Source organism: Rhizobium sp. CB3171 (genome assembly GCF_029714265.1).
Classification (GTDB): Bacteria; Pseudomonadota; Alphaproteobacteria; order Rhizobiales; family Rhizobiaceae; genus Rhizobium.
The window spans coordinates 2,443,551-2,462,988 of sequence record NZ_CP121653.1 but is presented as its reverse complement, the minus strand read 5'-3'; the positions used below and the strand labels follow the sequence as shown (position 1 = coordinate 2,462,988).

General features: G+C 58.4%; 18 protein-coding genes. 7 read left to right on the top strand and 11 right to left on the bottom strand.

Annotation, left to right across the window (positions count from 1 at the left end; genetic code table 11):
• Positions 1 to 134 precede the first annotated feature (134 nt).
• The 6 genes from QA648_RS30360 (at position 135) to QA648_RS30335 (ending at position 5,974) form a co-directional block, all read left to right on the top strand.
• A complete protein-coding gene (locus QA648_RS30360) occupies positions 135 to 383 on the top strand; it encodes a cupin domain-containing protein (protein WP_283052646.1) in 249 nt (82 codons plus the stop codon).
• 46 nt (positions 384 to 429) lie between these two features.
• Positions 430 to 1,746 carry a phosphopyruvate hydratase gene (eno, locus tag QA648_RS30355; RefSeq protein ID WP_283052644.1) on the top strand — a complete coding sequence of 439 codons (1,317 nt, stop codon included), beginning with the start codon at positions 430 to 432 and terminating at the stop codon, positions 1,744 to 1,746.
• 97 nt (positions 1,747 to 1,843) lie between these two features.
• Positions 1,844 to 2,845: a VOC family protein gene (locus tag QA648_RS30350; protein WP_283054313.1), complete on the top strand. Its 1,002-nt coding sequence runs from the start codon at positions 1,844 to 1,846 to the stop codon at positions 2,843 to 2,845.
• Between the two features lie 82 nt (positions 2,846 to 2,927).
• Positions 2,928 to 4,142, top strand: coding sequence for an amino acid ABC transporter substrate-binding protein (locus QA648_RS30345; protein ID WP_199773633.1), 1,215 nt, complete (start codon positions 2,928 to 2,930; stop codon positions 4,140 to 4,142).
• Positions 4,143 to 4,235: 93 nt separating this feature from the next.
• Positions 4,236 to 5,366: an alcohol dehydrogenase catalytic domain-containing protein gene (locus QA648_RS30340; protein WP_283052642.1), complete on the top strand. Its 1,131-nt coding sequence runs from the start codon at positions 4,236 to 4,238 to the stop codon at positions 5,364 to 5,366.
• A 53-nt stretch (positions 5,367 to 5,419) separates the two neighbouring features.
• Complete coding sequence (locus QA648_RS30335) at positions 5,420 to 5,974, top strand: NAD(P)H-dependent oxidoreductase (protein WP_283052640.1); 555 nt, start codon at positions 5,420 to 5,422, stop codon at positions 5,972 to 5,974.
• Between the two features lie 222 nt (positions 5,975 to 6,196).
• Here QA648_RS30335 and QA648_RS30330 read toward each other — a convergent pair whose 3' ends face one another.
• The 7 genes from QA648_RS30330 to QA648_RS30300 all read right to left on the bottom strand — a co-directional run bounded on the left by QA648_RS30330 (position 6,197) and on the right by QA648_RS30300 (position 13,463).
• On the bottom strand, positions 6,197 to 7,192 hold the full coding sequence (locus QA648_RS30330) for an aminoglycoside phosphotransferase family protein (RefSeq protein ID WP_283052639.1): 996 nt from the start codon (positions 7,190 to 7,192) through the stop codon (positions 6,197 to 6,199).
• Positions 7,193 to 7,213: 21 nt separating this feature from the next.
• Positions 7,214 to 8,176 carry a C-terminal binding protein gene (locus QA648_RS30325; protein WP_283052638.1) on the bottom strand — a complete coding sequence of 321 codons (963 nt, stop codon included), beginning with the start codon at positions 8,174 to 8,176 and terminating at the stop codon, positions 7,214 to 7,216.
• Positions 8,177 to 8,481: 305 nt separating this feature from the next.
• On the bottom strand, positions 8,482 to 9,336 hold the full coding sequence (locus tag QA648_RS30320; protein ID WP_283052637.1) for a 3-hydroxybutyryl-CoA dehydrogenase: 855 nt from the start codon (positions 9,334 to 9,336) through the stop codon (positions 8,482 to 8,484).
• Positions 9,333 to 10,268 carry an electron transfer flavoprotein subunit alpha/FixB family protein gene (locus tag QA648_RS30315; RefSeq protein ID WP_283052635.1) on the bottom strand — a complete coding sequence of 312 codons (936 nt, stop codon included), beginning with the start codon at positions 10,266 to 10,268 and terminating at the stop codon, positions 9,333 to 9,335. Before QA648_RS30315 ends, QA648_RS30320 begins: the two co-directional genes overlap by 4 nt.
• 78 nt (positions 10,269 to 10,346) lie before the next feature.
• On the bottom strand, positions 10,347 to 11,096 hold the full coding sequence (locus QA648_RS30310; RefSeq protein WP_283052633.1) for an electron transfer flavoprotein subunit beta/FixA family protein: 750 nt from the start codon (positions 11,094 to 11,096) through the stop codon (positions 10,347 to 10,349).
• Positions 11,093 to 12,265: a CaiB/BaiF CoA-transferase family protein gene (locus QA648_RS30305; RefSeq protein WP_283052631.1), complete on the bottom strand. Its 1,173-nt coding sequence runs from the start codon at positions 12,263 to 12,265 to the stop codon at positions 11,093 to 11,095. The genes QA648_RS30310 and QA648_RS30305 overlap by 4 nt, the downstream gene beginning before the upstream one ends.
• 22 nt (positions 12,266 to 12,287) lie before the next feature.
• Entirely contained in the window at positions 12,288 to 13,463 is a 1,176-nt protein-coding gene (locus QA648_RS30300; RefSeq protein ID WP_104827661.1) for an acyl-CoA dehydrogenase, read from the bottom strand.
• Positions 13,464 to 13,561: 98 nt separating this feature from the next.
• Between QA648_RS30300 and QA648_RS30295 the strand changes: the two genes are divergently transcribed.
• Entirely contained in the window at positions 13,562 to 14,491 is a 930-nt protein-coding gene (locus QA648_RS30295; protein ID WP_283052629.1) for a LysR family transcriptional regulator, read from the top strand.
• Positions 14,492 to 14,794: 303 nt separating this feature from the next.
• On the opposite strand, the gene QA648_RS30290 is transcribed toward QA648_RS30295, so the two are convergent.
• From QA648_RS30290 to QA648_RS30275, 4 genes are read right to left on the bottom strand one after another with little or no spacing between them, the layout of a single operon-like run.
• Positions 14,795 to 15,706 (bottom strand): ABC transporter permease, encoded by a 912-nt coding sequence (locus QA648_RS30290; protein ID WP_104827659.1) that lies wholly within the window; start codon positions 15,704 to 15,706, stop codon positions 14,795 to 14,797.
• Positions 15,703 to 16,803 carry an ABC transporter permease gene (locus tag QA648_RS30285; protein ID WP_283052626.1) on the bottom strand — a complete coding sequence of 367 codons (1,101 nt, stop codon included), beginning with the start codon at positions 16,801 to 16,803 and terminating at the stop codon, positions 15,703 to 15,705. The genes QA648_RS30290 and QA648_RS30285 overlap by 4 nt, the downstream gene beginning before the upstream one ends.
• Positions 16,800 to 18,323, bottom strand: coding sequence for an ABC transporter ATP-binding protein (locus QA648_RS30280; RefSeq protein ID WP_283052624.1), 1,524 nt, complete (start codon positions 18,321 to 18,323; stop codon positions 16,800 to 16,802). The genes QA648_RS30285 and QA648_RS30280 overlap by 4 nt, the downstream gene beginning before the upstream one ends.
• Positions 18,324 to 18,330: 7 nt before the next feature.
• Complete coding sequence (locus QA648_RS30275; protein WP_283052622.1) at positions 18,331 to 19,431, bottom strand: BMP family ABC transporter substrate-binding protein; 1,101 nt, start codon at positions 19,429 to 19,431, stop codon at positions 18,331 to 18,333.
• Positions 19,432 to 19,438: the final 7 nt, after the last annotated feature.

Genomic DNA, 19,438 nt, shown 5'->3' with positions numbered 1-19,438 from the left:
GCTGGTGGCAAGCTTCGTTCCTGAGCCCGGCGAAACGCGTTTTTTAGTGCTAACGTTCCCGCCAGATGCCGTTTTTATGTCTCGGATTTCGATGGCCCGGCGGCCAGGGCGGGAATCTGGCGGTCAGCCCAGGTTTGGCCGAACGATTCCAGCCGGATGGCAAACATCAAACTCCCACCGTCGATTATGGCATCGTTCTCGACGGAGAAATCTGGATGGAACTCGACGATGGCAATGAGACCCGCTTGGGTCAGTTCGACACCTTCGTGCAGAACGGAACGCGTCACGCCTGGCGAAATAAAAGCGACAAACCGGCAAGCATCGCCGTGGTGCTGGTTGGCGCAAGAACCCCCGAAACAACGGATTACGATGACGGCCTGTGAGCCTCAATGATCCAAAATCTCAATCTGACTTTGTGGACAACTGAACATGACCAACACCGAAATCAGAAAAGTGCAGGGCCGTCGCGTCTGGGATTCCCGTGGCAGGCCCACCGTTGAGGTAGAGATCGAGCTGGCGTCCGGCGCGATCGGCAGGGCCATCGCACCTGCCGGCGCATCGACCGGCACCGGCGAAGCTCTAGACCTTCGTGACGGCGGCAGCGCCCTTGCTGGCTTGGGCATCAATAAGGCCTTGGCAGCCGTCAACGGTGAAATCGCCAGGTTGCTGGTTGGCCGAGATGCCAAAGATCAAGCCGAACTGGACCGTGCAATCATCGAGCTGGATGGCACCCCAAACCGGAGCAGATTGGGTGGAAATGCGTCGGTAGCAACGTCGATGGCGCTGCTTCACGCGGCAGCGGCAGCGGCCGATCAACCGATCTGGCGGTATCTCGCGGGCTCCGACACGGGAATTACCATGCCACTCCCGGAAATCCAGATTTTCGGAGGCGGAGCGCATGCAGCGCGCCGGGTAGACGTCCAGGATTTCATGATCATGTGCCCTGCTGCCTCGACTTTCTCGGAGGCTTTGGAGTGGACTGCTGAAGTCTACCGCGCGGCAGGCGACATCATGAAACGTACCGGCAAGCTCCAGGGCGTGGCGGACGAGGGAGGCTACTGGCCTGCCTTTACCAGCAATGAAGAGGCTCTTGATGCCTTGGTGCGTTCGATCGAGGCTGCCGGTCTGAAGCCAGGCGGCCAAGTTGCGATATCACTGGACATAGCGGCCTCCGAATTCGGTCGCGGCGGCAAGTATTCGCTGGCACTGGAAGATCGGCAGCTCGATACGGCCGAGATGATCGATATGCTTGGTGGCTGGTTGAAGGCCTATCCAATCGTCTCCATCGAGGATCCGCTCGCCGAGGACGATCCGGATGGGTTCAAGGAATTTACCGCGCGCTACGGCTCCAGATGCCAGATCATCGGCGACGACCTCTTCGTGACGAACGCTGCGCGGGTAACCGAAGCGATCAAGGATAAAAGCGCCAATGCGGTTCTGATCAAGCCGAACCAGGCGGGCACGATCACAGAGACGTTCGATGCGCTCTCCGTTGCCAAGAAGGCGGGTTTTCGGACGATCGTTTCGGCCAGATCCGGTGAGACGGAAGATGTGACGATCGCCCATCTGTCGGTCGGCTGGGATGCCAAGCAGCTCAAGGTCGGATCGTTCTCCCGTTCCGAACGGATGGCCAAGTGGAACGAGGTTCTCCGGATCGAGGAGGCCCTCGGAAAAGAGGCTTCGTTCGCCGGATGGTCGGCGCTGGACTTGGCTGAAAAGCCAGCCGCGGCTGCCGCTGTAGGTTAGAATTTCGATGGGCCGGCTGCGGGTCTCGCTCAAAAACAGGCGTTGACAAAAGATCCGGCCCTTTTATGCTAACGTTAGCAAAATGAATGAGGATGAGATGCTTCCGGCTGTTAATTTGAAACCTCCCTTCAACATCACGCGCTTCAGCCATGTCGTGCTTGAGGTCAATGATGTGGAGCGCAGCCGAGATTTCTATGTCAATGTCGGCGGCCTGGTCGAAACAGAATTCGCGGACGGTGTTTCCTACCTTCGCGGATTGTCCGAGGCCTGCCATCACAGTCTTGTCCTGGCACCTACCGGCGGGAAGCCGGCGTGCAGGCGGATCGGTTACCGGGTGTTCCTGGAGGAGGATCTCGACAAGGCCAAGGTCTTTTTTGAAGAGAAGGGGCTTCCGACGGAATGGGTCGAAGTTCGAAATCAAGGACGGACCCTGCTTGTCAGCGATCCGTCGGGCGCCCGCATCGAGCTTTGCTCCAGCATGAGCGTCCATCCCCGCAAATTTCTCGAGGTGCATGAGCATCGTGGCGCGCGAGCCCAGGGCCTCGACCATTGCCAGGTCATGGTTGCCGATCCGCTGGGTCTAAGTGCATTCTACGGCGAACTCGGCTTCCGGACTTCGGAATATATTGCGGCAGGCGACACTCTCATTGCGAACTTCCTGTATCGCAAAGGTGTCTGCCTCGACCTGGCGTTGGTGCCTGGCATCGGCCCGCAACTGCATCATTTTGCTTATACGGTTCCGGAAAGCAGCGACATCTTCGCCGTGTGCGACTTTGCCAGCCGTTATGGATATGGAGACAGCGTTGAGCGCGGGCCCGGGCGCCATGGTCCTTCGGGAGTCCTGTTCGTCTATCTGCGCGATCCCGATGGACATCGGGTGGAGTTCTTCAACAATCACTACACCACGATAGACGCGGAATTGGAGCCCATTCGTTGGGACGCGGCGTCCCTTAGCACCAATGTGCATTGGGGGATGCCGGCCGTCTCGAAGTGGTTCTTCGAGGCCAGCGAATTTACGGGAGTACCGTTAGAGCACCCCGAGAAAATGCCGAACCCCATGACGCTGGAACGCTACGCAGGAGAGCTGGCGAAGAGGTGAACCTGCCACCAGCGGCAGGAAACTGACGCGCTGACGAAAGTCATGAGCGCGATGACATGCTGGAGGCACTTGGGAGGAAAAGATGAGTGCGAATTCCACTATACTGAACAGACGAGCATTTCTCGGGTCTGCCGCCGCCGTGGCTGCCTTCAGCGCGATGCCGAGGGCTTTTGCCCAAGAGGGGCCGATCCGCGTTGGCGGAACGCTGCCGTTGACGGGTCCGCTTGCGGGCGTAGGCGCAATCCATAAACTCGCGGCAGAGGTTTTCGTTGAACAGACCAACGCCAAAGGCGGTATTCTGGGACGAAAGGTGGAGTTTGTCCTTCTCGACGACCAATCGGTTCCCGCCAATGCTCGAACGCTCTATGAGCGCCTTGTGACGGCCGACAAGGTCGACCTCCTGATGGGCCCCTATGGCACGTCCTCGATTATCGCAGCAATGGGCGTTGCCGCTCGATTCAAGAAGATGCTTGTTCAGAGCAGCCTTGGCGACCCGAGTCTCGCACCGTATCCGCTGCAGTTCCCGTCTCTTCCGATCGGGGCCGAACCGCAACTGACGGACACCGAGGTCGTTCTCGATGCCTATGCGAGCCTGCCGACCCCTCCCAAGACGATCGCGTTTGTCACCAGCAAATTTCCGTCGGCTCTGACGATTGCCAAGGGCGGCCAGCAAGTCGCTGAGAAGCGTGGCATCAAGAACGTGCTGGATCTTGAATACGAGTTCGGCACGAAGGACTTCGGCGCAATCGCCAACCGCATCAAGGCGGCTGATCCGGACCTGCTGTGGTCCGGTGCGATCGGAATGGAGGCCGTGCAGCTTCTCGATGCAATGAGCCGGATCGATTACCAGCCAAAGAACCAGTTCTACCTGTTCCCGGCACCCGGCCCGACAGCAGCTCACCCTAAAGCGAATGGCTTGACCTCGCTGACCTGGTTTGAAGAGCACGAGCCGTTCCTCAAGTATGACGGCGCTCAGGATTTCGTAAGCGCATATGACAGCAAGGCGAAGGCGGCGGGTTTCCCGTATCCGCGCACCGAGTATCAGGCCGCCGTGGAATATGCTGCGTGGCAAATCCTTGCAGCGGCAGCAGAAGGTGCAGGGAAGTTGGACGACGCCGCGATGGCTGCGTGGTTGCGCTCGAATACCGTCAAGACGGTCGTCGGGCCAAGGACTTTCGACGGCAAGTTCAATGCCGGAAAGCCATCGACGAAGCTCAAGCAAATTCAAGGAAAGGATTGGGTGACTGTCTGGCCTGCGGACTTCCGACCGGCTGGGAAGGAGTTCCTGACCCCCTGACGAATGCCGCCCGGCACTCCCGCCCACCTGTCTGAAACTGAAAAAATGCATTCGGTCGGGCATGGTCCGACCGATGTCCCTATGGAGGAGTTAATGGTTAAAACTATGATCGCCGCTCGGCTGCATGCTCTGCATCAGCCGATGTCGCTGGATGAGATTCCGGTTCCCACGCCCCGGCCCAACGACGTCCTGGTGCAGGTCAGGGCTTGCGGTATCGTGCCCAACATGGCCAACGTCATCAATAATTGGCCAACCTGGTTTCCCCACCAGCCACTACCGAAGTTTCCGGCAGTGTTTGGCCTGGATCCAGCCGGGGTCGTCGCCGAAGTCGGCGAGGCGGTCACCAATGTCAAAATTGGCGATCGTGTCTATGTCAGCCCCCTCAGATCCTGCGGTTCTTGCAAGGCGTGCCGGTCAGGCAATCGCAGCCAATGCCGCTACTACACCTTGAATGGGTACTTCAGCACCAGCCGCGATGGCCAAAGAATTTTTGATCTTTATCCGTACGGCGGCTTCAGCCAGTACATGACTGCCCCGGAATATTCCCTCGTATGCCTGCCGGATAATCTCAGCTTCGAACAGGCCGGTCGCTTCGGCTACCTCGGTACATCATATGGCGCCCTGAAGAACGCACAGGCCGGACCCGGCCAGGTTTGCCTCATCGATGGGATTACCGGTACACTCGGCGTCGCGGCCACCAAGCTCGGTCTTGCAATGGGCCTCTCCAAAATTCTGGGCACCGGCAGAAACAAAGAATTGATGGACCGCATAAAGGCCATCGCTCCCGACCGCATCGACACAATCATGCTCGGCGAAGGCTCGACTGGAGAATGGGCAAAGGCTCAAACTGGCGGCGAGGGAGTGGACTTCGTTATCAGTGCGCTGGGTGCGAGAGCCCCCGCCGCGACCGTGGTCGACTCCATGCGCGGGGTTCGCCGAGGCGGCCGTGTGGTTGTCGTTGGCGGCGTCGCGGAAGATGTTCCCGTCGACGTGAAGTGGCTGATGGACGAGCAGGTTCAGCTCATCGGCTCCAACTGGTTCAGCGCTGCCCAGGGGCAGGAAATGGCCGACATGGTCCGCACCGGTGCGCTCGACCTCTCGTATCTCGAGCACAAGATCTATCCGCTCGAGCGGGTGAACGAAGCCATCTCCGGCATCGGCGAACGCGATGGCGGCTTCAGCAACTACGTGGTCGTTCCTCCGGTCCCCGCCGCTTATCAATAACAATCACCGGCGCCGGCTATCACCGACGCCTCCCTCACGCGAAAAGAGAGAACATGTCCAAGAAAGATATCGCGGTCTTGGTTGGAAGCCTTCGTCAGGCTTCGATCAACCTGAAGTTCGCCCGTGCAATGCAGAAAGTGGCGCCCGGCGGGCTGAACCTGGAGATCGTACCGATCGGCGATCTTCCGCTCTACAATCAAGACTTGGAGACGGAGACGCCGCCGGTGGAGTGGACGTCCTTCCGCGAACGCATCAAGGCTTGCGATGGCGCAATCTTCGTAACGCCCGAGTACAATCGATCCGTACCAGCGGCATTGAAGAATGCGATCGAAGTCGGTTCTCGGCCGTTCGGGAAGAGTGTGTGGGATCACAAGCCCGGTGCCGTGACCGGGGCTTCCCCAGGTCTCATAGGAGGTGCGGCAGCGGCGCTTCAACTCCGCGTAATTCTCACCAACATCAACGTTCCTACGCTGCCGCAGCCGGAAGTTTATCTTAGCACCGCAGACAAGCTGGTGGGGGATAGCGGCGAATTCTTAAACGAAGGAACTCAGAAGTTCATCGAAAGTTTTCTCGATGCGTTCGAGGTATGGGTCGCTCGGTTCATGTAAGCAGAGGCGCCCGCACATCAAGCAAATATTCGTTCCCCGCCTGCCATCGCTCCCAAAAAGGGGCGATGGCTTTTCTTTAACAGCCAGTTACAGAACTGACCGCTTCCGCCGCGATGCAGGTCCGAAATCCAACAAATCTTGGAAGAAAATTTCGCTGTCACGATGGCAGGCGTTCGTCGCGTTGACGCAAGCTGCGCCAGCCAGATAGTGCATTATCTGGCGTTAGGAAAACCAAGCTTGCGCGATTTCAGCCAGTTTCCTGCGCGGCGAAGCGATCAACGGGACGGCGACTTTGCGCACGAGCATTCGTTGGCTTTCCTCTGTCACGTATTCGACCGGCGATTTACCATCGACACGAGCGAGAAAGAGGGCAGGTAAAAGGCTCGATGTCCGGGCTTCGACAGCTTCCCGATCTTCCCAATCTACCTCATTGAGGTACGCAGAAGTCAGCGCCTCGAAGGACGCCGCAAGCTCAGGTGCTGCATTCTCTACAATGAGCTTCTTCAACAGTAAGTGATTCAGGCAGAAAGCCAAATCGAAGGCCGGATCGCCGAACCACGCGCATTCTGCATCCAGGAAGACGGGGCCGATCTTGCCCAAGAGAATGTTTTTGGGGCTTACATCCCCATGAACGAGTGCGTGCCTTGTATTAGCGGTACGGTCGACCAATTCTGATAGACGATCGGAGATGAATGGGTGTTTGGCCGCGGTAGCGACCAGATAAGGCTCAAGCCGCAGGGCGTAAAAGTTGCGAGTTGAATCGAACTGTTCGGGTAGCCCGGGCATACGCGCACTCACCGAATGAATCTGCCCGATCCGTCGACCGATAATTTCCGCGGCCTTCAGATCAACGCGCCCCTGAAGAAGCTCTGCTTTCCATAGTGGATATTCGTCGCCAGGGAGAAATTCCATCGCAAACACGCCCGACGATGGGTCATGGGCGAGCGGCTTGGGAACAGCGGATGGGAAATGTTTGGCTACGAAGGAGATCCAGTTCCATTCGTACTCATTTCTCGATACCGGGGCTTGCCAGTCGGTAGCGACTTTTAGCTTGGGAAGGGCCCGTTTTACGCAGAGGGCCCGCCCGGGCAGCTCAACTCGATAGATATCAGAAGAGACGCCGCCCGTCAGAGGCTTGTATATTGCTTCCTCTGAAGGTTCTTTTAGCCCGCTCTTCTGTAAAAACACATCGAAAATGGTCATCTCAGATACAGACATGAATTGAGTGTCCTGTGCGATCTAGCGGCGGGGCGTGTTGCGGGGCTGTTCAGGCATTTCTCCAGAGAGAACCCTGTCGACTTCCTCCGCGGCGCGGCGGCGTAACTCGATGAGCGATGCGTCGGAAGAAAAAGCGACGTGCGGGGTGATCATCGCCCCAGGGTGATTGATCAATTCTTGCGGAACGCGCGGTTCATCTTCCAAAACGTCAAGGCCGACGCCGCTCAGGATGCCGGATTCCAGTCCATGGATCACGGCCGCAGTGTCGACAACCCCGCCTCGGCTGACGTTGATCAACAAGCTGCCTCGACGCATTTTCGAAACTGCGTCCCGATCGATCAGGTGGTGGGTCGATGCGGAAAGCGGCGCATGAACCACGACGATGTCGCTGTTGCCAAGAAGGGCTTCAAAATCGACCAGCTCGACATTATCAGGGAGGTTGGATGCAAAGGGATCGTGCGCCAATACTTTGCAGCCTAGCGCTTGCATCTTCGCTGCGGTTGCTCGGCCAATCCGGCCAAATCCCACGATGCCGCAGGTTAGTTCTGACAGTCGACGAAGGTTGGCGGAGGCGGGGTCCCAATGACCGCTACGAACCTCACGATCGAAATGGATCAGGCCACGGGCCCAAGCGATGGCAAAGCCGACCGCGTGATCCGAAACCTCCGCGACACAATAGTCCGGAACGTTCGTCACCCAAATGCCGCGCTCCGAGGCCGCGTCGACAGCGATGTTATCCAGTCCAACGCCCAGACGAGCAACAATCTTGAGATTTGGAGATGCCGCGATCGCGGTCTCGCTGACCTGGGCCCAGCAGGTCAAAATGGCATCCGGCAGATGCTGGACCGCCAACGCATCAATTTCGGCGGCCGAGGATGGTTTTGCGGGTCCGCTCACGAGGGTAAATCCGGCTCGCTCAATGACCTCCCGTTCCACATTGTCATCCGGCCATGCGTAGTCGGTCAGCAACACGGTGCGCGTCATGAAAGATCCTCCTGTTTGTGCGAACGTTAGCGCAAACCTTTTATCTGAGTCAAGGAAAATTGGTGATCAATCGGGGCCTGAAACCCACTGTTTCGGGGCGCGGCAGTATTTGCGGTGATGCGGCGCTTCTGCCTGCACTCCGACGCGATGGCCTGATGCGCCCAGCGTCGCCGCATCGGTAGCTCGACGCTGCGATTATTAGTTTTATGCTAACGTTAGCATAAATTGCGGAACGCACGATCCTTTATGTGTTATGCAAACTTTAAGGGTCAATTGACAGGATCGACCTGATCTGTCCGAACAATCTATTTACCACGATAGTCATAAAATCCCCGACCTGCCTTACGTCCAAGCCAGCCGGCTTCAACATATCTCACGAGGAGAGGACAAGGCCGGTACTTCGGGTCTGCCAAACCTTCGTGCAGCACTCGCATGATCGCAAGGCACGTATCGAGACCTATGAAATCGGCCAATTGCAACGGTCCCATGGGGTGGTTAGCGCCAAGTCTTACCCCTGTATCAATGGCTTCAATGCTTCCGACACCCTCGTAAAGCGCAAAAATGGCCTCGTTGATCATCGGCAAGATTATTCGATTCACAATAAACGCGGGGGAATCTTCTGAGGTCGTCACCTGTTTGCCGAGCTGAGCGGCGAAGCTTTTGGCCGCCTCGTATGTTTGTTGCGACGTGGCCATTCCTCTTACCAGCTCAACGAGCTTCATCACCGGAACCGGGTTCATAAAGTGAATGCCCATGAAACGGTCTGGCCGGTCCGTCGATTTTGCAAGACGAGTGATCGAAAGAGATGAGGTATTGGTGGTGAGGATCGCCTCGGGCTTCAGGATCGGACATAGCCCTTCAAAAATATTTTTCTTAATATTCTCGTTTTCTGTCGCTGCCTCTACCACGAGATCACAGTTGCCCAAGTCACCGATGGAGTCCGAACCGCTGAACGTTCCCTCCAGACGCCGATCTTCACCAACCTTTCGACTCAGCGAATGGCGAACTTTCTCTATACCCTCGCAGACGCGCTCGTTCGAGACATCGTAAAGCCGTACGCTAAGCCCAGCTTGGAGGGAGACTTGGGCAATGCCGAGCCCCATCTGTCCGGCGCCGATGATGCCGACCGACCGGATTGGAATTGGACCTTGATCGTTCATGATATTGCTTGCTCAAACTGTGGTAGGATTTCGAAGAGATCGGCGACGAGGCCGTAGTCGGCGATCTGGAAGATCGGGGCCTCTTCGTCCTTGTTGATGGCGACGATGACCTTCGAGTCCTTCATGCCGGCGAGATGCTGGATGGCCCCGGAAATGCCGCAGGCGATATAAAGCTGCGGTGCCACCACCTTGCCGGTCTGGCCGACCTGCCAGTCGTTCGGGGCATAGCCGGCATCGACGGCAGCGCGGGATGCGCCGACGGCCGCACCGAGCTTGTCGGCAACCGGAAGAATGACTTCCTTAAACTTTTCCGCCGAACCGAGGGCGCGGCCACCGGAGATGATGATCTTCGCGGAGGTGAGTTCCGGACGATCCGAGGTCGACAGCGCATCGGCAACGAAGCTGGAAAGATTGGGATCGGCCGTAACCGAGTCGCTTTTCACAATAACGGCCGATCCCTCTTCGCCTGAGGCGGCGAAAGAAGAGGTACGAATGGTGATCACCCTCTTGGCATCAGTCGACTGCACCGTCTGGATGGCATTGCCGGCATAGATCGGTCGCTTGAACATATAGGGCGAAAGAACCTCGATGATCTCAGAGACCTGGGCGACATCGAGCAGGGCGGCAACCCGCGGCATGACGTTCTTGCCGACGGAAGTGGCCGCCGCAACGATGGTGTGATAACTCGCCGCCAGCGACACGATCAGATCGGCAAGCGGTTCGGCGAGATTGTTGGCAAGCGCGTCACTTTCGGCCAGCAGCACCTTGGAGACGCCGGCAAGCTTGGCTGCCTGCTCGGCAGCCGGCCTCGCGTCCTTGCCGGCGACAAGCACATGGACTTCGCCGCCGATCTGTGTCGCCGCCGTGAGCGCCTTGGCGGTCTGGTCGGAAAGGTGGTTGCTGTCATGATCAGCCAGAAGAAGAATGGCCATGGGTCTTATCCTTTACATTTGCTGAGTCCATGCTCTTGACCGAAAACCGGTACCCACTTTTCGGGAGCATGAACGGCCTCAGAGCACGCCGGCTTCGGTCTTGAGTTTTTCGACCAGCTCGGCCACCGACTTGACCTTGACGCCCGCCTTGCGGCCCGACGGTTCCTCGGTCTTCAGCACCTTCAGACGCGGCTCGGTGGAGACGCCGAAGTCGGCAGGTGCCTTCTTGTCGAGTGGCTTCTTCTTTGCCTTCATGATGTTCGGCAGCGAGGCATAACGCGGCTCGTTGAGGCGCAGGTCCGTGGTGACCACCGCCGGCAGCTTGACCTCGATCGTCTGCAGGCCGCCATCGACTTCGCGGGTGACAGTCGCCTTGCCGTCCCCGATCTCGATCTTCGAGGCAAACGTCGCCTGCGCCGAGCCCAAGAGGGCCGCCAGCATCTGGCCGGTCTGGTTCGAGTCATCATCGATCGCCTGCTTGCCGACGATGATCAGGCCTGGCTGTTCGGCATCGGCGACCCCTTTCAGGATCTTCGCCACTGCCAGCGGCTCGACTTGATCGTCGGTCTCGACCAGGATGGCACGATCCGCCCCCATGGCGAGCGCCGTCCGCAGCGTCTCCTCGGCCTTGGCCGGGCCGATCGATACCACCACCACCTCTTCGGCCTTGCCGGCTTCCTTCAGGCGCAGCGCTTCCTCGACCGAGATCTCGTCGAACGGGTTCATCGACATCTTCACATTCGCAAGCTCGACACCCGTGCCATCCGCCTTCACACGGATCTTCACGTTGTAATCAACCACCCGCTTCACCGGGACGAGAATCTTCATGGAAACCTTCCTTCAACATGATCGCCAAGACCGATTTCGGCCAGGATCTCTGCAGTGTGCTCACCCAACCGGGGCGAGCGGCGGGACGGGTTGAACGAGGCCCCCGAAAATCTGATCGGCGTCCGCAAGCCCGGCACACCATCGAGTTCGACGAGCATTTGGCGATGATGGAACTGCTCGTCGGCAAACAAGTCGCCAACCGTATTGATCGGCCCCGCCGGCACGGTGGCTTTTTCGAGTGCTTCTAAAAGACTGTCTCGGGTCCACAAAGCCGTCTTCGCGGCCAACGTTTGTTCAAGAACAAGCCGGTTCTGGACACGTTGAGCGTTTGTCGCGAACGCCTCGCTGACAGGCAGCTCAGGCATGGCCAACACCTGACACAAACGGGAAAATTGGCCGTCGTTTCCGCAGGCGACGATGATATAGCCATCAGCAACGGGAAAGGTCTGATACGGCGCAATATTCGGATGGGCATTGCCCATGCGCTTCGGCGTAACTCCCGAAGCCAGGAAATTCATGCTTTGGTTGGCCAACACCGCAGCCATGCAGTCGAAAAGCGCCATGTCGATGTGCTGGCCGCAACCGCTGTTTTCGCGTGCTCTCAGAGCGGCTTGAATAGCAATGACGCCGTAAAGGCCTGTGAAGATATCGGCGAACGCGACACCCACTTTTTGCGGCGACCCATCGGGCTCTCCCGTCAAATCCATGATGCCGCTCATGCCTTGGATCATGAAGTCATAGCCTGGCCGGTGCGCATATGGGCCAGTTTGGCCGAAGCCGGTCACGGAGCAATAGATCAAGCGCGGATGTGTCGGTTGGAGGCTCTGGTAGTCGAGGGCGAACTTCTTCACCCCCCCGACCTTGAAGTTCTCAATGACTATATCAGCGGAGGCGATCAGCGCCCGGACGGCTCTCATGTCATCGCTTGAGTTGAAATCTGCGATCATCGATCTTTTGCCGCGATTGCACGCGTGAAAATAGGCGGCCGAGCGCTTGCCTTCGCCTTCGTCGATGTACGGCGGACCCCAATGACGGGTGTCGTCACCGTCCGGACTTTCGATTTTGATGACATCGGCCCCCAGTTCTGCCAGCGTTTGGCCGATCCACGGACCTGCCAGGATGCGAGCAAGTTCCACAACCTTCAGTCCGGCGAGGGGTGCTTGCGACATTATATGTCCTCGATGATGGGGATCAGAAGAAGGCTTGAATGCCGGTCTGAGCGCGGCCGAGGATGAGAGCATGGACATCATGTGTCCCCTCGTACGTATTGACGGTCTCAAGGTTCTGCGCATGACGCATGACATGATACTCGATCTGAATGCCGTTGCCGCCGTGCATGTCGCGGGCTTGCCGAGCGATATCGAGGGCCTTGCCGCAATTGTTACGCTTGACGATGGAAATCATTTCCGGCGCCATCTTATGATCGTCGAGGAGCCGTCCGACACGCAGCGATGCCTGAAGCCCGAGTGCGATCTCCGTTTGCATATCGGCGAGCTTCTTCTGATAGAGCTGCATACCTGCAAGCGGCTTGCCAAACTGCTTGCGATCAAGGCCGTATTGCACGGTGCGAATCCAGCAGTCCTCCGCCGCACCCATGACGCCCCATGAGATGCCATATCGCGCTCGATTAAGGCACCCGAAGGGGCCTTTGAGGCCTGAGACATTCGGAAGCAGTGCGTCCTCGGTGACCTCGACGCCGTCCATGACGATCTCGCCGGTGATCGAGGCACGCAGGCTCAGTTTGCCGCCGATCTTCGGAGCCGAAAGGCCCTTCATGCCTTTTTCGAGCACGAAGCCGCGGATCTCATTGTTATGGGCTTCGGATTTCGCCCACACGACGAAAACATCGGCGATTGGCGAATTGGAAATCCACATTTTCGCACCGCGAAGACGATAGCCGCCTTCGATCTTTTCCGCACGAGTCTTCATGCTGCCCGGGTCCGATCCCGCATCCGGCTCCGTCAGGCCGAAGCAGCCAATCAAGTCGCCGGAAACAAGGCCCGGAAGGTATTTCTTTTTCTGATCGCTCGAGCCGTAGGCAAAGATTGGATATATGACCAGTGAGGACTGCACGCTCATCATAGAGCGGTATCCGGAATCGATGCGTTCGACCTCACGGGCAACGAGGCCGTATGCCACATAACTCGCATTCGCGGCGCCGTATTCCTCTGGCAATGTTATTCCAAGAAGCCCGGCTCGACCCATGAGGCGAAACAGCTCTGGATCCGTAACTTCATCAAGATAGGCCTCCTGAATGCGAGGCAGCAATTCTATTTTGGCGAAAGCCGCTGCTGTGTCGCGGATCATCCGCTCGTCTTCCGCAAGCTGTTCATCAAGAAGAAAAGGGTCGTTCCAGGCGAACGTCATCGTCGTATCTCACATTTGGACTTCCTCTAGAATGTCAGCAAATTTGCGCAGTGAGAAACGATGTTTACTCATCGAGGTATGAGGTATAGTTATAGCTGATGGATCCGCTACAACGTCGTCTGCTGCCCTCGACAACCGCTCTGGCGGCATTCGATTCCGTCGTCCGCCTCGGAAGCTTTTCCGCCGCCGCCGTTGAGCTGACGTTGACTCAGGCGGCGATAAGCCGCCAGATTCTGACACTCGAGGAGCGGCTTAACACGACGCTCTTCATACGCGGCGGGCGCGGCGTGGCGTTGACGCCTCAAGGCGTCGTCTACCACAAATCGATTCAAGAGGCTCTTGCGTTGATCCGAACCGCCTCGTTGCACGCTATAACGGGCTCGCCATCGGCAACGCTGAACCTTGCCATTCTACCGACGTTCGGAACGCGGTGGCTTCTACCTCGCATTCCAAATTTCGTTTCTGAGCATCCCGAAGTGACACTCAATTTTGCAACGCGTATCGGAGTCTTTGATTTCGCAAGCGAAGGCATTGACGCGGCGATCCACATCGGCGGCGATGACTGGCCGAACGGCGAGTGTACGTTTCTTATGGAAGAGATCGTCGCACCGGTTTGCAGCCCTGCGTTTTTGAAAGACAGTGCAATTGCCTCGGAGCAGGATCTTCTACGCTTACCGCTTCTCCAAATGCGCTCGAGACCCCTTGCTTGGGAAGACTGGTTTTCGAGCCTGGGAATTGAAGGCAAGCCGCTAGCAAATATGGGTTTCGAGCAATTTCTCGGTGTTGCTCAAGCTTGCATCGCGGGTCTCGGCGTAGCCTTGATGCCTCTTTTTCTCATCAAACCTGAATTGGACAGCGGGCAACTCATTGTTGCCTCACATCATCGGGTGCGAAGCAGAAGCAATTACTATCTTGTGTCACCGGAAGGGCTGGAGCCTCCCAAGCCTGTCAAAGCATTTCGAGAATGGCTTCTGCGAGAGACAGCGGAATTCCGTGAATTGGAATCGGCTTCATTGCCTAGCCAATAGTGACATTGCCCGAACCAAATGGACTCCGTCGACCGGAGGGGGAGCACTCGGCCTACACAAGTGGATGGACCGCACGGCGGTAGCTTGCCGTCGTTCTGTCCTTGCCGCGCCAGGGGAGCGTCCGAAGCAAACGACCAAGGTTATAGATTTGCACTTTTTAAGCCTGTCTATCCATGTAGGAAATTCCGGCGAGTCTCGAAGACTTTTGCGATGGCATCGACGACGACGCCCTTCAGAGCGCTGCGAGGCGAACGTCATGGCTTATGCAAACACCGAGTCCTGTAACCCTCGGCGCAAATATCGTCACCGCTCGAACGGCTCGCCGAGTGAGGCGACGCCGTTGAGCTTCAGTAGGCGGCGATCTGCCGAGATGATGCCGAGGACGATGATCGTCACGAGATAGGGCAGGCATGCCAGCAGTTGTGAGGGAACGGCAAGCCCGCTTGCCTGGGCGGCAAGACCCATCAGCGATACCGCGCCAAACAGGCAGGCGCCTAAGAAAATCCTTGATGTCAGCCAGGTGCCAAAGACAACAAGAGCAATGGCAATCCAGCCACGACCGGCGATCATGCCGTCCGCCCAGAGCGGTGTGTAGATCGTCGCGGCGTAGGCACCGGCAAAGCCTGCCATCATGCCGCCGAACGCAACTGCGGCGAAACGGATCGCGACGATGGGATAGCCGATAGCATGGGCGGCTTTCGGATTTTCACCGACAGCGCGCAGGACCAGGCCAATCTTGCCGTAGGCAAACAGCGCCCAGATGCCTAAGGTCAAGACAAGGGAGATCCACACGACGATATCCTGATTGAAGAGCCCGCCGACGACGGGGATCTCCGAAAGCCCGGGGATCGCGATCTTCGGCAGCGTGGTGACGGTCAGGCTTTCATAGCTTTTGCCAAACAGTGCCGAGAGGCCCTGACCGAGAATCCCGAGCGCAAGACCGGCCGCGACCTGGTTTGCGTTAAACCCCAGAATGATACCGGCAAAAATCATCGAGAGGAGAGCGCTTCCGAGACCGGCCGCGAGGAAAGCCAGAAAATGACCGCCCCCGTGATAAACGACAATGAACGCGATGACGGCACCGAGCGCCATCAAACCCTCGACGCCGAGATTGAGGACGCCGGCGCGCTCGACGACAAGCTCACCTAAAGCCGCCAGCAGAAACGGGGTTGCGGCCGCCAGCATGCCCGCGAGAATGAACTCGACAGCGCTCATGATGCGCTCCGGGCGGACACGGGGCGCCATACGATGCGATAGCGCACGAAAGCCACGGCGACGAGATAGATGAGGAGCAGGCTGCCCTGGAAGACGCGGACGGCTGCGATGGGTAGATTGGCGGAAACCATGGCATTGTCGCCGCCAATGTAGAGCGCGGCCATGACGATCGAGGAAATAACGATGCCGATCGGATTGAGGCCGCCAAGATAGGCAACGATGATGGCCGCGTAGCCATACCCCGTCGAGATGGAGCGCTGCAACTGACCAAGGGGGCCGGCAACTTCGGCAGCGCCCGCAAGACCGGCCGCCGCACCGCCGATGATCAGCGAGAGCCAAATTGCCCAACTTTCCTTGAAGCCGGCATAACTCGCCGCCCGGGGAGCCAGTCCGCCAACCTGCAATTTGTATCCGGCGAAGCTTTTCTGCATGAAGATCCATGCCGCGATCGATAGGCCGACCGCGAGGAGAAGCGAGACATTGACGCGCGTCCCCTCGAACAGGATCGGAACCATGGCATCGTACTGGAACATGACCGACTGAGGAAAATTGAAACCGTTCGGATCTTTCCATGGCCCGAGAAGCAGGTAATTGAGCAATTGTGCGGCGACGAAGCTTAGCATCAGAGAGACGAGAATTTCGTTGGCATTGAGCCTGACGCGCCAGAAGGCGGTGAGGGAGGCCCATACCGCACCCCCGATGGTGCCGAGCAGCAGCATTGCCGGCCAGATCCATTGGCCCGTTGCCTGCGGCATCCAGATGGGTACGGCGGAGGCGAAGATTGCGCCGAGAATGAATTGACCCTCGGCACCAATGTTGAAGACCTTCGCCCGAAAGCCGATCGCCAGACCCTGTGCGATGAGAAGCAGTGGGCCGGTTTTCAGCAACACTTCGGAGAATGATGCCCAGGAGAAAAATGGCTCGATCAACATGGCATAGATCACCGCTGCCGGCTCGCGACCCATGGCGACATAGAGGCCCAAATTAAGAGCGATAGTGACGATGAGGGCGATCGGCGGCGCAAGCAACTTCGCGGTGAACGAGGCCCGTTCCCGGCGAACGAAGGAGGGCAGGGCGGCAGAGAAGGAACTGCTCATGCGGATAGCTTTTCCCGTTGGGGCTGTGGGCCGATCATGTATCGACCGATCTCTTCCGGTTTTGTATCGCGTGTGACGAGCGGCGGGCTCAGCGTGCCATGATACAGGACCTGGATGAAGTCGCTGAGCTCGAACAATTCCTCGAGCTCTTCGGATATGACGAGAATAGCCATGCCTTGATTGCGCAGCTCGATCAGCCGCTTACGAATGGCAGAGGCCGCGCCGACGTCGACGCCCCAGGTTGGCTGTGCAAGAAAGAGCAGTTTCGGCGCCAGCATGATTTCGCGTCCGACGATGAACTTCTGCAGGTTTCCGCCGGAAAGTGAGCCGGCTTCCGCATCCGGGCCTGGCGTGCGCACGTCATAACCCCGGATGCACTCGTTTGTGAAGGCGGTGGCCCTGGCGCTGTTGAGGAGACCATGTCTCACGAGCCTCAAGGGATGAGCTGTCAGCAGGCTGTTGAGCATTAGCGACATCTCGGGAACTGCGCCGTGACCGAGCCGGTCTTCCGGGACGAAGGCAAAGCCCAGTTTTCGACGGCTGGCGGCGTCGAGGCTACCCACATCCCGTCCCATCATGAAGATCTGGTCGCGCTTGTCCCGCGGCAGGGTCGTTTCCCCCGAAATCAGCGCGGCAAGTTCCTTTTGTCCATTGCCGGAAATACCGGCAATGCCGAGAATCTCGCCGCTGCGCACGCTCAGGCTGACAGCGGAGAGCGGCACTGCGAAAGGATCGCCTGGCCGGTAGTCGAGGCCAATGATTTCCAGGCGCTTTTCGCCCTCGGCCATCGGCAATGCGGCCATCGGCTCCGGCATATCGCGGCCGATCATCATGCGGGCGAGATCATGGGCGTCGTGCTCGCGCGGATCCACATGTCCGGTCACGCGCCCGCCGCGCAGGATAGTGGCACGGTCGCACAGGGACTGGATCTCCTCCAGCTTGTGCGAGATGAAGAGGACCGACACGCCGCCGTCGCGAAGTCGGCGCAGCGTGTCGAACAGCTTCTCGACGGCTTGCGGCGGTAGGACAGACGTCGGCTCGTCGAGGATCAGCAGTTTCGGATCGGTCAACAAGCATCGGATGATTTCCACCCGTTGCCGCTCGCCGACCGACAACTCATGCACGTGGGCCAGCGGATCGACTTCAAGTCCGAATTCATCCCCCAATGTGCGGATGCGCTTCGCAAGTTCGACCGTTCGGCCTGACACGATCAGGCGGATGTTTTCGACAACCGTGAGATTCTCGAAGAGCGAGAAATGCTGAAAGACCATCCCGATGCCGGTGCGCCTCGCCTCCGCGGGGGAGGCAAGGCTGAGGGGCTGTCCATGCCAGGCAACAGTCCCGTCGTCCGGTTGTTCGACGCCGTAGATCAACTTCATCAGGGTCGATTTGCCGGCGCCGTTCTCTCCAAGGATGGCATGGATCGAGCCGGGGACTACGTCCAGATCGATATGCTGGTTGGCATGGGTCTGGCCGTAGCTTTTGGAGATGCCGCGCAGCGACAGCAGCGGGATGGTCATGGTTGACTTACTTCGGCAAAGGCGTCTTCACACCTTTGACATGCCAGTCCATCGCGACGATCTGGGCATCCGTCAAGGTTGTGCCCGAGGCCGCTCCTTCGCTGCCGTCTGCCTTGGCGATCGGACCGGCGAACGGCGAAAAGCCGCCGCTGGCGATCTTCGCTTCAATCTCCCTGATCTTCGCCATGGTGTCGGCCGGGATCGCCGGGCTCCAGTCGACGACTTCGACGACCTTGTCGGCGACGCCGAGGAACGCGTTGGCACCTTTGAAGGTACCGGCGAGATGGGCATCGACCGATGCCTTGAAGAAGGGTGACCAGTCCGTGGAGATGCAGCCGAGATAGGTTTTCGGCGCATATTTCTTCATCGAGGAGTTCAGATTGAAGGCGTAGACACCCGCTTGCTCGCAGGCGGAAATGACCGAGGGCGTATCCTGGGCATTCGAGAATATCACGTCGCAGCCCTGCGAGATCAATGCCTTGGCTGCTTCCTGCTCCTTGGCCGGATCGAACCAGGAATTGACCCAAACGACCGATACCTCGATGTCCGGCTTCACGGCCTGCGCTCCGAGCGTGAAAGCGTTGATGGAGGTGATCAATTCGGGAATGGCAAAGGCGGAAACAGAACCAAGCTTGCCCGTCTTGGAGACAGCGGCCGCCGCCATTCCAAGCAAATAGGTCCCCTGAAAATACTTAGCGGCGAAGGGCGAGAAATTCGGTGCGACCTGGAAGCCGGAGGCATGCAGGACGGTAACCTTGGGGTTGCGGCGGGCAATCTGAAGCGCGCCGTTCTGATAGCCGAACGAGCCGGCGATCAGGAAGTGATTTCCGTCGGCGACCGTCTTGTTCATGATGCGGTCGGCATCCGGGCCTTCCGCGATGTTCTCAATCACGGTCACCTTGACCTTGTCGCCATAGGCGGCCTTGATCGGATCAAGGCCGGCAGCCAGCGCATGCCCCCAGCCGACATCGCCGATCGGCGAGGGCACGACGAGCGTGATGCCGAGCGGTTCGTCGGCGGCAAAGGCGGAGCGACCGGTGAAGGCCGTTGCGAGGCCTGCGATAGCCGCGCTCTTCATCAATGTTCTGCGGGTCAGATTCTTCTGCATCCCAGTT

What these genes read in the sequence shown, in the direction of transcription:
- QA648_RS30315 (WP_283052635.1), bottom strand. Translation starts at nt 10,268, where the DNA reads ATGGCCATTCTTCTTCTGGCTGATCATGACAGCAACCACCTTTCCGAC.
- QA648_RS30320 (WP_283052637.1), bottom strand. Translation starts at nt 9,336, where the DNA reads ATGAACGATCAAGGTCCAATTCCAATCCGGTCGGTCGGCATCATCGGC.
- QA648_RS30300 (WP_104827661.1), bottom strand. Translation starts at nt 13,463, where the DNA reads ATGACGTTCGCCTGGAACGACCCTTTTCTTCTTGATGAACAGCTTGCG.
- QA648_RS30280 (WP_283052624.1), bottom strand. Translation starts at nt 18,323, where the DNA reads ATGACCATCCCGCTGCTGTCGCTGCGCGGCATCTCCAAAAGCTACGGC.
- eno (WP_283052644.1), top strand. Translation starts at nt 430, where the DNA reads ATGACCAACACCGAAATCAGAAAAGTGCAGGGCCGTCGCGTCTGGGAT.
- QA648_RS30325 (WP_283052638.1), bottom strand. Translation starts at nt 8,176, where the DNA reads ATGACGCGCACCGTGTTGCTGACCGACTACGCATGGCCGGATGACAAT.
- QA648_RS30310 (WP_283052633.1), bottom strand. Translation starts at nt 11,096, where the DNA reads ATGAAGATTCTCGTCCCGGTGAAGCGGGTGGTTGATTACAACGTGAAG.
- QA648_RS30295 (WP_283052629.1), top strand. Translation starts at nt 13,562, where the DNA reads ATGGATCCGCTACAACGTCGTCTGCTGCCCTCGACAACCGCTCTGGCG.
- QA648_RS30335 (WP_283052640.1), top strand. Translation starts at nt 5,420, where the DNA reads ATGTCCAAGAAAGATATCGCGGTCTTGGTTGGAAGCCTTCGTCAGGCT.
- QA648_RS30305 (WP_283052631.1), bottom strand. Translation starts at nt 12,265, where the DNA reads ATGTCGCAAGCACCCCTCGCCGGACTGAAGGTTGTGGAACTTGCTCGC.
- QA648_RS30275 (WP_283052622.1), bottom strand. Translation starts at nt 19,431, where the DNA reads ATGCAGAAGAATCTGACCCGCAGAACATTGATGAAGAGCGCGGCTATC.
- QA648_RS30290 (WP_104827659.1), bottom strand. Translation starts at nt 15,706, where the DNA reads ATGAGCGCTGTCGAGTTCATTCTCGCGGGCATGCTGGCGGCCGCAACC.
- QA648_RS30340 (WP_283052642.1), top strand. Translation starts at nt 4,236, where the DNA reads ATGGTTAAAACTATGATCGCCGCTCGGCTGCATGCTCTGCATCAGCCG.
- QA648_RS30345 (WP_199773633.1), top strand. Translation starts at nt 2,928, where the DNA reads ATGAGTGCGAATTCCACTATACTGAACAGACGAGCATTTCTCGGGTCT.
- QA648_RS30330 (WP_283052639.1), bottom strand. Translation starts at nt 7,192, where the DNA reads ATGTCTGTATCTGAGATGACCATTTTCGATGTGTTTTTACAGAAGAGC.
- QA648_RS30350 (WP_283054313.1), top strand. Translation starts at nt 1,844, where the DNA reads ATGCTTCCGGCTGTTAATTTGAAACCTCCCTTCAACATCACGCGCTTC.
- QA648_RS30285 (WP_283052626.1), bottom strand. Translation starts at nt 16,803, where the DNA reads ATGAGCAGTTCCTTCTCTGCCGCCCTGCCCTCCTTCGTTCGCCGGGAA.